This window comes from Enterobacter asburiae (genome assembly GCF_001521715.1).
In the GTDB taxonomy this organism is placed as follows: domain Bacteria; phylum Pseudomonadota; class Gammaproteobacteria; order Enterobacterales; family Enterobacteriaceae; genus Enterobacter; species Enterobacter asburiae.
The window spans coordinates 970414-982672 of record NZ_CP011863.1 but is presented as its reverse complement, the minus strand read 5'-3'; the positions used below and the strand labels follow the sequence as shown (position 1 = coordinate 982672).

General features: G+C 58.3%; 9 protein-coding genes and 1 pseudogene. 7 read left to right on the top strand and 3 right to left on the bottom strand.

Features of this window, described 5'->3' with window-relative positions:
* Window positions 1–3: 3 nt before the first annotated feature.
* Entirely contained in the window at window positions 4–1404 is a 1401-nt protein-coding gene (locus ACJ69_RS04845; RefSeq protein WP_059346568.1) for an MFS transporter, read from the bottom strand.
* Between the two features lie 233 nt (window positions 1405–1637).
* Complete coding sequence (ppsA, locus tag ACJ69_RS04840; protein WP_023311316.1) at window positions 1638–4016, bottom strand: phosphoenolpyruvate synthase; 2379 nt, start codon at window positions 4014–4016, stop codon at window positions 1638–1640.
* A gap of 335 nt (window positions 4017–4351) precedes the next feature.
* Between ppsA and ppsR the strand changes: the two genes are divergently transcribed.
* Entirely contained in the window at window positions 4352–5185 is an 834-nt protein-coding gene (gene ppsR, locus ACJ69_RS04835) for a posphoenolpyruvate synthetase regulatory kinase/phosphorylase PpsR (protein ID WP_029740422.1), read from the top strand.
* A 152-nt stretch (window positions 5186–5337) separates the two neighbouring features.
* Window positions 5338–6384, top strand: a complete 1047-nt coding sequence (gene aroH / locus ACJ69_RS04830) for a 3-deoxy-7-phosphoheptulonate synthase AroH (protein ID WP_059346566.1) — start codon at window positions 5338–5340, stop codon at window positions 6382–6384.
* Between the two features lie 19 nt (window positions 6385–6403).
* Here aroH and ACJ69_RS04825 read toward each other — a convergent pair whose 3' ends face one another.
* On the bottom strand, window positions 6404–7306 hold the full coding sequence (locus ACJ69_RS04825) for a LysR family transcriptional regulator (protein ID WP_059346564.1): 903 nt from the start codon (window positions 7304–7306) through the stop codon (window positions 6404–6406).
* Window positions 7307–7446: 140 nt separating this feature from the next.
* On the opposite strand from ACJ69_RS04825, the pseudogene ACJ69_RS04820 reads away from it, so the two are divergent.
* The 5 genes and pseudogenes from ACJ69_RS04820 (at window position 7447) to ACJ69_RS04800 (ending at window position 12220) form a co-directional block, all read left to right on the top strand.
* A pseudogene (locus ACJ69_RS04820) lies at window positions 7447–8153 on the top strand (CoA transferase subunit A).
* Window positions 8154–8155: 2 nt separating this feature from the next.
* Window positions 8156–8812, top strand: a complete 657-nt coding sequence (locus ACJ69_RS04815) for a CoA transferase subunit B (protein ID WP_059346562.1) — start codon at window positions 8156–8158, stop codon at window positions 8810–8812.
* A gap of 9 nt (window positions 8813–8821) precedes the next feature.
* Complete coding sequence (locus ACJ69_RS04810; protein ID WP_059346560.1) at window positions 8822–10003, top strand: acetyl-CoA C-acetyltransferase; 1182 nt, start codon at window positions 8822–8824, stop codon at window positions 10001–10003.
* A 44-nt stretch (window positions 10004–10047) separates the two neighbouring features.
* Entirely contained in the window at window positions 10048–11439 is a 1392-nt protein-coding gene (locus ACJ69_RS04805) for a GntP family permease (protein WP_054829552.1), read from the top strand.
* Between the two features lie 10 nt (window positions 11440–11449).
* Window positions 11450–12220, top strand: coding sequence for a 3-hydroxybutyrate dehydrogenase (locus tag ACJ69_RS04800; RefSeq protein ID WP_059346557.1), 771 nt, complete (start codon window positions 11450–11452; stop codon window positions 12218–12220).
* The last annotated feature ends 39 nt before the right edge of the window (window positions 12221–12259 follow it).

Sequence of the window (12259 nt, the reverse complement as noted above, 5' to 3'; positions counted from 1 at the left end):
GTTTTACTCCTGTAGTGCGGAAGGGGTTGCCGGGCTGAGCTGCCCCGCTTCGGGTCTGACTTCACGCTTGCTGGCCAGCTCCCGGGCGATGGAATCCACCAGCCGGCTGTTTAGCTTGTAGATGGCAAGCAGCGCGACCATGCAGAGGAACAGCGCGCACGGGATAAGGGTGAACAGCGCGTTGATGGTCGAGAGAACGCCTGGCGCCTGGGTTGCCTGGCCCGGGGCGTAATCCACCATGCCAAGCACCCAGCCGACGACCGCCCCGCCCAGCGCCAGGCCAAACTTGATGGCAAACAGCGCGGTGGAGAAAACCAGCCCGTCCAGACGACGGCCGCTGCGGTGCTCTTCGTAGTCGACCACATCGGAGAACATGGTCCACTGCAGCGGCGTGGTGAGGTTTTGAATAAAGCTAAAGACGATGTTAAGGCCAAAGATGAGCCACACCTGTGAAGGAGGCAGGAAGAAAATCAGCGCGCCGAAGATAACGAAGGAGATAATCGTCCACTGGTAGGCGCGAACGCGGTCAAATTTCCCCAGCAGCCGTTCAGATAATAATGCGCCGCTTAAGGAGGCCACCATGCCGGAAACAATAAAGGCAAAAACCAGATCCGGACGCAGCAGCACATAGTTTACGTAATACAGGGTGGCGGAACCGCGCGTCACCACCGCCGTTAACAGCAAAATATTAAACAGGAACACAATACGCCACTGGCTGTTCCCGGCCAGCAGTTTTAAATCGGTGAGCATGGAGCCGGAGGTATCATTGCGCGGAGAATAACGCTCGCGGGTCATCAGGAAACAGCAGAAGAACAGCACAATGCCCAGCAACCCCATCAGGCTCATGGCATAGAAATAGCCTTTCTGCACGTTGCCCTGGCCTAACAGTGAGACCAGCGGCAGGGCAATAACCGTCACGATCAGCCCGCCGATAAACGACAGGCCAAAGCGCCACGACTGCAGAGAATGACGCTCGCGCGGATCCAGCGTCAGCGCGCCGGGCATGGCGCAGTAAGGCACGTTAATCGCGGAGTAAATCAGGCTTAAAATCGCGTAGGTCACGCAGGCGTACACGATTTTCGCCGTCGGCCCAACGTCCGGCACATAGAAGGTAATGAGGCAGCTCACGCCAAACGGGATGGCAAACCACAGCAGCCAGGGACGGAAACGTCCGTGACGCGTCCGGGTGCGGTCAACCAGTGCGCCAATGCACGGATCGACAAACGCATCAACCACGCGCACCACTAAAAACATGGTGCCCATAATCGCGGCGGGTAGCCCAAAAACATCTGTATAAAAATAAGCGAGAAATAACGTTGCCGTTTGCCAGACCAGCGCGCTGGCCATATCGCCTAAGCCATAACCTATTTTATCTTTGGTACGCAATACAGAGGAAAGTGTCATTGTTATTTGCCTTTTTATCAGGTTAAAACGTATTTCAACCAGTTGCGCATCTTCTTAAGGGAAATGCGCAGTAAGGCTCAAGTATTAGCAACGGTTTGCGCGCTAACAATTGTCTAAATTGACAGACAAATTATGATATTTGGTTTTTTACTTTATTTGTGATGGGGAGCAAATAAGAAATGAAATAAAAAAGGCGAGGAATAATATCCTCGCCTTTTCGGGTCAGCGTGGCGTTACTTGTTCAGTTCTGCCAGGCTCAGCCAGGTTTGCACCACGGTGTCCGGGTTAAGGGACAGGCTATCGATCCCCTCTTCCATCAGCCATGCGGCAAAGTCTTCATGGTCGGATGGACCCTGACCGCAGATCCCGACGTATTTACCCTGCTTCTTCGCCGCGCGGATGGACATGGAGAGCAGCGCTTTCACCGCCTCGTTGCGCTCGTCAAACAGCTCGGAGACCACGCCGGAGTCGCGGTCCAGACCCAGCGTTAGCTGCGTCATGTCGTTCGAGCCGATAGAGAAGCCGTCGAAGTGCTCCAGGAACTGCTCGGCCAGCAGGGCGTTGGACGGGATTTCGCACATCATAATGATCTTAAGCCCGTTCTCGCCGCGCTTCAGACCCTGACGCGCCAGCTCGTCCACCACGGCTTTCGCCTGATCTACGGTACGCACGAACGGGATCATGATTTCAACGTTGGTCAGCCCCATGTCGTTGCGCACGCGTTTCACCGCCTCACACTCCAGCGCGAAGCAGTCGCGGAAGCTGTCGGACACGTAGCGTCCGGCCCCGCGGAAGCCCAGCATCGGGTTCTCTTCTTCCGGTTCGTAGCGCTCGCCGCCGACCAGGTTGGCATATTCGTTAGACTTAAAGTCAGACAGACGCACGATCACGCGTTTCGGATAGAAGGCGGCGCCCAGCGTCGCGATCCCTTCGGTCAGACGGCCGACGTAGAACTCTTTCGGCGAGTCGTAGCCTTTCATCATCTCGCGGATTTCGTTCTGCAGCTTCGGATCCTGGTCGTCAAACTCCAGCAGCGCGCGTGGGTGAACGCCGATCATACGGTTGATGATAAATTCCAGACGCGCCAGGCCAACGCCTTCGTTCGGCAGGCAGGCGAAGTCAAACGCGCGGTCCGGGTTGCCGACGTTCATCATGATCTTCAGCGGCAGGTCCGGCATGGTATCCACGCTTGAGCTCTTCACGCTGAAGTCGAGGATATCGGCGTAGACGTAGCCGGTATCGCCTTCGGCACAGGAGACGGTCACGTTCTGCCCGTCCTTCATGCGCTCGGTGGCGTCACCGCAGCCGACAACCGCAGGAATACCCAGCTCGCGGGCAATGATCGCCGCGTGACAGGTACGACCGCCGCGGTTGGTGACGATAGCCGCCGCTTTCTTCATGATCGGTTCCCAGTCCGGGTCGGTCATGTCGGTCACCAGCACGTCGCCTGGCTCAATACGGTTCATCTCGCTGATGTCGTGGATCACTTTGACCGGACCGGCACCGATGCGGTGACCGATGGCGCGGCCTTCCGCCACGATTTTACCCTGCGCGTGCAGCGTATAACGCTCCATCACCTGACCGCGAGAGCGGACGGTTTCCGGACGCGCCTGCACGATAAACAGCTTGCCGGTGTTCCCGTCTTTCGCCCATTCGATGTCCATCGGACGGCCGTAGTGTTTTTCGATCTGCACCGCCTGCTTCGCCAGTTCCTGCACTTCGGCGTCGGTCAGGGAGAAGCGGTCGCGCTGCTCCTGCGGTACATCTTCAATTTTAACCTGCTTGCCGTGCTCCTGGGTCGGGGCATAGATCATGCGGATTTTTTTCGAGCCCATGGTGCGGCGCACCACCGCCGGACGGCCAGCGGCCAGCGTAGGCTTGTGGACGTAGAATTCGTCAGGGTTTACCGCGCCCTGCACCACCATCTCACCCAGCCCCCACGCGGAGGTGATAAACACCACCTGGTCGAAGCCGGATTCGGTATCAATGGAGAACATCACGCCGGATGAGCCCACGTCCGAGCGCACCATGCGCTGCACGCCAGCGGAGAGCGCCACGCCGCGATGGTCGTAGCCCTGGTGCACGCGATAGGAGATGGCCCGGTCGTTGAACAGGGAAGCAAACACGTGCTTCACCGCCACCAGCACCGCATCGTAACCCTGGACGTTCAGAAAAGTTTCCTGCTGCCCGGCGAACGAGGCGTCCGGCATATCTTCTGCGGTTGCAGAGGAACGCACGGCAAAGGAGGCCTGCGCATCGTCAGCAGAGAGCTGGTTGTACGCGTCGTGAATGGCTTTTTCCAGTTCCGGCTGGAAAGGTGTGTCGATGATCCACTGGCGGATCTGCGCCCCGGCTTTGGCAAGCTCGGTAACGTCATCAATATCCGTTTTATCCAGCAGGTCGTAAATGCGCTGGTTAACACCGCTCTGGTCTAAAAACAGGTTAAAGGCATCAGCGGTGGTGGCAAACCCGTTCGGTACGGAGACACCCATACCCGACAGATTTGTAATCATTTCACCCAGGGAGGCATTTTTGCCCCCAACTCTGTCTACATCATTCATGCCGAGTTGGTTATACCAAAGCACCAGCGGTGACGAGCCATTGTTGGACATCGAAACAATCCTTTTGTGATATTTGATCGGAGTAAGTAACACCTGACTACGTATTTATACTGGCATATTTATTTCCGCTAAAAAAACGGTGAATCGTGTAAGCAATTTAAATTTTCAACTTTTCGGATACTTTCCCATCAACGATTAACCCGATGATTCCTCTATATTCAGCCAGAAACCCCAAAAATAAAGTCGCTATTTGAAAAATGAAATCCACTTTTCAGGAAAATCAAAAACACCGTTTCATTTATAATTAAGATAAGTTCTTTGCTGTGTAATTTACTTTTTTAATTTATGCTTTCAGACAATTAGGTCTGATATTCAGGGTGAGTAAAATGGATAGTGCTGTCGATCGCCACGTTTTTTATATTTCTGATGGTACGGCGATCACCGCCGAGGTGCTGGGCCACGCGGTGATGTCGCAGTTTCCCGTTTCGATTAACAGCATCACGCTGCCGTTTGTCGAAAACGAAAGCCGCGCCAAAGCGGTGAAGGACCAGATTGACGCCATCTACCAGCAGACCGGCATCCGCCCGCTGGTGTTCTACTCTATCGTGATCCCCGAGATTCGCGCCATCATTCTGCAAAGTGAAGGCTTCTGCCAGGATATTGTGCAGGCGCTGGTGGCTCCGCTGCAGAGCGAGCTTAAGCTCGACCCGACGCCTATCGCCCACCGTACCCACGGGCTTAACCCCGGCAACCTGATTAAGTACGACGCGCGTATCGCCGCCATTGACTACACCCTCGCACACGACGACGGTATCTCCCTGCGTAATCTCGACCAGGCGCAGGTGATCCTGCTTGGCGTGTCGCGCTGCGGCAAAACCCCGACCAGCCTCTATCTGGCGATGCAGTTTGGCATTCGCGCTGCAAACTACCCGTTTATCGCCGACGATATGGATAACCTGGTCCTGCCCGCCGCCCTTAAGCCGCTGCAGCACAAGCTGTTCGGCCTGACGATCAACCCGGAACGCCTTGCCGCCATCCGCGAGGAGCGACGCGAAAACAGCCGCTACGCCTCCATGCGCCAGTGCCGGATGGAGGTTTCCGAAGTGGAAGCGCTGTACCGCAAAAACCAGATCCCGTGGCTGAACAGCACCAACTATTCGGTTGAAGAAATTGCCACCAAAATTCTCGACATCATGGGGCTTAATCGCCGCATGTACTAATATGCTAGTACATTAGCTCAGATTCAGGTATCATCATCGGCAACCACGGGGCGGTGTCGCCCCGAACTTGAAATCAGCAGGGATTGGTTTAAGGTGATGCCCATCACTTCCCGGTAGTCTGCCGATGAAGCAAAAATTTTCTGAGACATTCCATGAATAAAACCGATGAACTCCGCACTGCTCGCATTGACAGCCTGGTCACGCCGGCTGAACTGGCACAGCGGCATCCCGTTTCCGCCGCCGTCGCGGAACATGTGACGGCCTCCCGCCGCCGCATTGAAAAAATCCTGAACGGTGAAGACAAACGTCTTCTGGTGGTGATTGGGCCTTGCTCCATCCACGATCTGGATGCCGCGATGGATTATGCGAAACGACTTCAGGGACTGCGGGATAAGTACCAGCATCGCCTTGAGATCGTGATGCGCACCTACTTTGAAAAACCGCGGACCGTGGTGGGCTGGAAAGGCCTGATTTCCGACCCTGACCTCAACGGCAGCTATCGCGTTAACCACGGTATCGAGCTGGCGCGGAAGCTGCTTTTACAGGTCAACGAGCTGGGCGTGCCGACGGCGACCGAGTTTCTCGATATGGTGACCGGGCAGTTTATCGCCGATCTGATCAGCTGGGGCGCGATTGGCGCGCGCACTACCGAAAGCCAGATCCACCGTGAGATGGCCTCTGCCCTCTCCTGCCCGGTCGGCTTTAAAAACGGGACCGACGGCAACACCCGTATCGCGGTTGATGCCATCCGCGCTGCCCGTGCCAGCCACATGTTCCTGTCGCCGGATAAGAGCGGTCATATGACCATCTACCAGACCAGCGGTAACCCTTACGGGCATATCATTATGCGCGGCGGGAAGAAACCCAATTACCATGCACAAGATATTGCGGCGGCCTGTGAAACGCTGGCCGAGTTCGACCTGCCGGAACATCTGGTGGTGGATTTCAGCCACGGCAACTGCCAGAAGCAGCATCGCCGCCAGCTGGACGTCTGCGATGAGATCTGTCAGCAGATCCGCAGCGGCTTGACCGCCGTTGCAGGGATTATGGCTGAGAGCTTTATCAAAGAAGGCACGCAGAAAATCGTTGCCGGGCAGCAGATGGTTTACGGCCAGTCGATCACCGACCCGTGCCTGAGCTGGGAAGACAGCGAACTGCTGCTGGAAAAATTGGCCTCTGCGGTAGATACCCGCTTCTGAAGCAATCGGGTCGGCCGGGTCACTCCGCCTGACCCGGCTGGTAAAAATCCTTCAGCGTTTCCAGCAGGGCATGCGCTGCCTTAGAGAGCTGCGTATGCCCTGGATGGATCGCCCCGATGCACTTTTCAATGGGCGGGTTATCCAGCGGGATACAGACCGCGCCCAGCGCCGTCATCTGCGCCTCGCAGAGCGCCGGAACGGCACTGCCGCCCAGCCCGCTCGCGACCATTCGCCCGACCGTCACCAGCTGATGACTCTCCAGCGCCACGTCCAGCTTTCTGCCGCTTCGCGCCAGCTCCTCCTCCATCATCAGACGTACCGCCGACGGGCGCTGCAGGGTGATGAAATCCAGCGTCAGCAGATCATCCCATGACAGGCGCTTCTTGCCTGCCAGCGAGGAATCTTTCGGCACAATGGCAACAAACCTGTCGAGGCCCAGCGGAGTAAACAGCAGGTTGTGAGTTGGCGCGGGCTCAAAGGCGATGCCCATCTCGACCCGCCCTTCCCGCACCATCTCTATCACCTGCTCGTTAATGACATCGTGCACGGTGACGTTGATCCCGGCATGACGATCGCGAAACGCTTTTAGCACCTCGGGCAGGACATTCGCGGCAAACGACGGCATGGCAGCAACCGAAATTTTACCGCGCTGCAGGGTAAAGCACTGGTGCATCGCCTCTTCGACGTTATCCCAGTCGGCAAGCAGCTGACGCGCCATCGGCAAAAACGTCTCTCCCTCCTGCGTCAGCGCGACCTTGCGCGTGCTCCGCTGCAGCAGCGGTCCGCCGAGCGCATCCTCCAGCGCTTTAATCGTCAGGCTCAGGGCCGGCTGGGAAAGATTCAGCCGTTCGCTGGCGTGCGCGAAATTGAGAGTGTGAGCTACCGCTAAAAACGCGCGTAACTGTTTGACACTCATTCTCATTTTTCATCCTGTTAACTAATTGAAAAAATTTAGTTAACAGGAAATTAATAAAAAAACCAAATGAGTGGGTCACAAATTCAAAATTAACAAATGAGTCGCCGCCCCTAATGATACCGGCACGGATAACGGGAGTGATGACTATGGCGGGACTGGATAAGCGCGTCGGCAGCTATGCGCAGGCGCTGGATGGGCTGACGGACGGAATGACCTTGCTGGCGGGCGGCTTCGGCCTGTGCGGGATTCCGGAGAACCTGATTGCAGAGGTCAGACGCCGTCAGGTGAAAGATCTGACGGTGGTATCAAACAACTGCGGCGTGGACGGTTTCGGTCTCGGGATACTGCTCGAAACGCGGCAGGTTCGCAAAGTGGTGGCCTCTTACGTCGGCGAGAACGCCCTGTTCGAACAGCAGGTGCTGAGCGGCGAACTGGAGATTGAACTCACGCCTCAGGGCACGCTGGCGGAAAAGGTGCGCGCGGGCGGCGCGGGCATTCCGGCATTTTACACGGCCACCGGCTACGGCACGCCCGTGGCTACCGGCAAAGACGTGCGCCAGTTTGCGGGGAAGGACTACATCCTTGAAGAGGCCATTACCGGCGATTTCGCGCTCATTAAGGGCTGGAAAGCGGACTGGTACGGCAACGTTGTCTATCGGCATACCGCGCAAAATTTTAACCCGCTGATGGCAACGGCAGGCCGGATAACGGTCGTCGAGGTGGAAGAGATAGTTCCCCCGGGCGAGCTGCCCCGTCGGCCATTCATACCCCGGGAATTTACGTCGACAGGCTGATTGTCGGCCAGTTTGAAAAACGCATTGAACAGCGCACCCTGCGCGCGGAAGGAGTGTGACGATGTTAACCCGTGAACAGATGGCCATGCGCGTCGCCCGCGAGCTGCGCGACGGGTATTACGTCAACCTGGGGATCGGCATCCCCACCCTGGTGGCGAACTACATTCCGGACGGGATGGACGTGATGCTTCAGTCGGAAAACGGGCTGCTGGGGATGGGGGCTTTTCCTGACGAGCAGAGCCTTGACGCCGACATGATCAACGCCGGTAAACAGACCGTAACCGCGCGCACCGGCGCGGCCATTTTCGACTCGGCCCAGTCGTTTGCCATGATCCGCGGCGGTCATGTGGATCTGACCGTGCTGGGCGCGTTTGAAGTGGACGTCGAGGGCAATATCGCCTCGTGGATGATCCCCGGAAAGATGGTGAAGGGCATGGGCGGCGCGATGGATCTCGTGGCCGGGGCGCAGAACATCATTGTGGTGATGACCCACGCGTCGAAAAACGGTGAATCAAAGCTGCTGCCGCGCTGCACGCTGCCGCTCACGGGCGCGGGCTGTATCCGTCGGGTCTTAACCGACCTCGCACTGCTGGAGATCGAGGACGGCGCGTTCATCCTGCGGGAATACGCCCCCAGCGTCAGCATCGACGAAATTGCGGCTAAGACAGCCGGGAAAATGATTGTGGCGGACGACGTTCGCGAGATGCGCTTCAACTGAGGACTCACGATGAAAGAAGTCATGATTGTCGGGGCAACGCGAACCCCCATTGGCAGTTTTCGCGGCTCGCTATCGTCCCTTTCAGCGGTTGAGCTGGGGGCCGTAGCGGTGCGGCACCTGCTGGAGAACAGCGGTCTTCGCGAAGAACAGGTAGATGAACTGATTTTCGGGCAGGTGCTGACGGCGGGATGCGGGCAAAACCCGGCGCGTCAGACGGCCATCACCGCCGGATTATCCGTCAGCACGCCGGCGACAACGGTCAACCTGGTGTGCGGCGCGGGCCTAAAAGCGGTGCAGCTCGCCGCGCAGGCGATCCGCTGCGGCGACGCGGACGTGGCTATCGCTGGCGGTCAGGAGAGCATGAGCAACGCCCCCTATCTGCTGGACGGCGCGCGTTCAGGGCTGCGTTTTGGCCATACGGGCCTGCAGGACAGCATGATTACCGACGGGCTGTGGGACGCGTTCAACGATTATCACATGGGTATCACCGCTGAAAGCGTCGCCCGTGAGAATGCCATTTCCCGCGAGCAGCAGGACGCCTTTGCCGCCCGGTCGCAGCACAAAGCGGCCTCCGCCATCGAAGCGGGTCGCTTTGACGACGAGATAGCGCCGGTGACGGTAAAACAGGGCAAAAAACCGCCGCTTATTGTCAGCCGTGACGAACAGCCCCGGCCAGGCACTACCGCTGAGCAGCTGGCGCAGCTGCGCCCCGCCTTTCTGCAGGTGGAAGGCACGGTCACTGCCGGAAATGCGTCAACGCTCAACGACGGTGCAGCTGCGGTGCTGCTGATGAGCGGCGAAAAAGTGCGGGAGAGCGGTTTGCCCATTCTAGGTCGCATCGTGAGCTACGCCGTGACGGGCGTTGACCCGTCGGTGATGGGCATCGGTCCGGTCAGCGCCTGCCGGACGGCGCTGTCGCGGGCGGGCTGGACGCTGGATGACGTGGACCTCATTGAAGCCAATGAGGCCTTTGCCGCCCAGGCGCTGGCGGTGGGCAAGCAGCTCGGCTGGGATGAACGCAAGGTGAACGTGAACGGCGGCGCTATCGCCCTGGGCCATCCGATTGGTGCCTCCGGCTGCCGCATCCTCGTGACGCTGCTGTACGAAATGAAGCGCCGTGACGTTAAAAAAGGGCTCGTCACCCTGTGCGTAGGCGGTGGGCAAGGCATTGCTCTCACCGTCGAGCGTTAAGCCTCTCGTTGGTACCCGAATAATAATTAAAGTGAGGAGTCGTAATGAGTGTGTTAATTGCCCTGGCGGCGCTGGCGCTGCTGATGCTGGCGGCCTATCGCGGATACAGCGTTATTTTGTTTGCGCCGATTGCGGCACTCGGTGCCGTGCTGCTGACCGATCCGGGAGCCGTCGGCCCGACGTTTTCCGGCCTGTTTATGGAAAAGATGGTCGGCTTTGTTAAGCTCTACTTCCCGGTGTTCCTGCTGGGGGCGGTGTTTGGCAAGCTGATTGAGCTTTCCGGTTTCTCACGCTCCATCGTCGCCGCCGCGATTCAGATCCTCGGTCGTCGCCACGCCATTCCGGTGATTGTCCTGGTGTGCGCGCTGTTAACCTACGGCGGCGTGTCGCTGTTCGTGGTGGCGTTTGCGGTTTACCCTTTCGCCGCGGAGCTGTTCCGCCAGAGCGGTATCCCCAAGCGGCTGATCCCGGCCACCGTGGCGCTGGGGGCATTCTCGTTTACCATGGACGCCCTGCCCGGCACGCCGCAGATCCAGAATATCATCCCCACCAGCTTCTTTGGCACGAACGCATGGGCCGCACCGTGGCTGGGGCTTATCGGCTCTCTGTTTATTATCGTCTTTGGCCTGCTCTGGCTGGAGCGCCAGCGTCGTAAGGCATTCAATAACAACGAAGGTTACGGCACGGATCTGAAAAATGAACCCGAAACGCCGGATAACATTAACCTTCCGCACCCGCTGATTGCTATCTCCCCGCTGCTGGTGGTGGGCATACTTAACCTGCTGTTTACCCGCTGGATCCCCGGCTGGTACGGCACGACCCACGAGCTGACTCTGCCAGGACTGGCGAAACCCATTGTGACCGAGGTTGGCAAGATCACCGCCATCTGGGCCGTGGAAGCGGCGCTGATCTCCGGTATCGTGCTGGTGCTGATTTTTGGCTTTCGCAATATCCGGGGGCGTCTGGCAGAAGGCAGCCGGACCGCGGTGAGCGGCGCCATTCTGGCGGCGATGAATACCGCCTCTGAGTACGGTTTCGGCGCTGTGATCGCCGCCCTGCCCGGGTTCCTGGTGTTATCCAAAGCGCTGGCGGCCATCCCGAATCCGCTGCTGAATGAAGCCATCAGCGTGACGGTGCTTGCGGGGATCACCGGCTCGGCGTCCGGCGGGATGAGTATTGCGCTCGCCGCCATGTCCGACTCGTTTGTCGCCGCCGCCCACGCCGCCAATATCCCGCTTGAGGTGCTGCACCGCGTGGCCTCAATGGCGAGCGGCGGGATGGATACGCTGCCCCATAACGGCGCGGTGATTACCCTGCTGGCGATTACCGGCCTGAGCCATCGTCAGGCCTACGGCGGCATTTTCGCTATCACCATCATTAAAAGTCTGGCAGTGCTTTTTGTCATTGCCGTGTTCTATCTGACCGGCATTGTGTAAGGAGAGAAAGATGAATCTGAACGGTAAGACCGCGCTGGTGACGGGCTCGACCAGCGGCATTGGACTTGGGATCGCCCGCGTACTGGCGAAGGCCGGGGCGCAGCTGATCCTCAACGGTTTCGGCGACAGCGAATCAGCAAGAGAAGAGATTGCGCAACTGGGCAAAAAGCCGGGCTATCACGATGCGGACCTGTGTGACGTGCTGCAAATTGAAGCCATGATGCACTACGCCGAATCGCAGTTTGGCGGCGTGGACATTCTTGTCAACAACGCCGGGATACAGCATGTCGCCCCAGTTGATGCGTTTCCGGTGGAGAAATGGAACGACATTATCGCCATTAATCTCTCCTCGGTGTTTCACACCAGCCGGCTGGCGCTGCCCGCCATGCGTGAGAAAAACTGGGGGCGCATCATCAATATCGCCTCCGTTCACGGGCTGGTCGCGTCAAAAGAGAAGTCAGCCTACGTGGCCGCCAAGCATGGCGTAGTGGGCTTTACGAAATCGCTGGCGCTGGAAACCGCCCGCACCGGTATTACCGCCAATACCATCTGCCCGGGCTGGGTGCTGACGCCGCTGGTGCAACAGCAAATCGACAAGCGCATCGCTGAAGGCGTCCCGCCGGAGCAGGCTCGCGATCGGCTTCTCGCGGAGAAACAGCCTTCGGGCGAGTTTGTTACCCCGGAGCAGCTGGGTGAACTGGCGCTGTTTTTGTGCAGCGAGGGCGCCGTGAACGTTCGCGGCGCCGCGTGGAATATGGATGGCGGCTGGGTTGCGCAGTAATTTTTGCCGGGTAAGGCGACGCCGCCACCCGGCAAAATT

Excerpts from the sequence above, each read along its gene's own strand:
- ACJ69_RS04845 (WP_059346568.1), bottom strand. The coding sequence starts at position 1,404 with ATGACACTTTCCTCTGTATTGCGTACCAAAGATAAAATAGGTTATGGC.
- ppsA (WP_023311316.1), bottom strand. The coding sequence starts at position 4,016 with ATGTCCAACAATGGCTCGTCACCGCTGGTGCTTTGGTATAACCAACTC.
- ppsR (WP_029740422.1), top strand. The coding sequence starts at position 4,352 with ATGGATAGTGCTGTCGATCGCCACGTTTTTTATATTTCTGATGGTACG.
- aroH (WP_059346566.1), top strand. The coding sequence starts at position 5,338 with ATGAATAAAACCGATGAACTCCGCACTGCTCGCATTGACAGCCTGGTC.
- ACJ69_RS04825 (WP_059346564.1), bottom strand. The coding sequence starts at position 7,306 with ATGAGAATGAGTGTCAAACAGTTACGCGCGTTTTTAGCGGTAGCTCAC.
- ACJ69_RS04815 (WP_059346562.1), top strand. The coding sequence starts at position 8,156 with ATGTTAACCCGTGAACAGATGGCCATGCGCGTCGCCCGCGAGCTGCGC.
- ACJ69_RS04810 (WP_059346560.1), top strand. The coding sequence starts at position 8,822 with ATGAAAGAAGTCATGATTGTCGGGGCAACGCGAACCCCCATTGGCAGT.
- ACJ69_RS04805 (WP_054829552.1), top strand. The coding sequence starts at position 10,048 with ATGAGTGTGTTAATTGCCCTGGCGGCGCTGGCGCTGCTGATGCTGGCG.
- ACJ69_RS04800 (WP_059346557.1), top strand. The coding sequence starts at position 11,450 with ATGAATCTGAACGGTAAGACCGCGCTGGTGACGGGCTCGACCAGCGGC.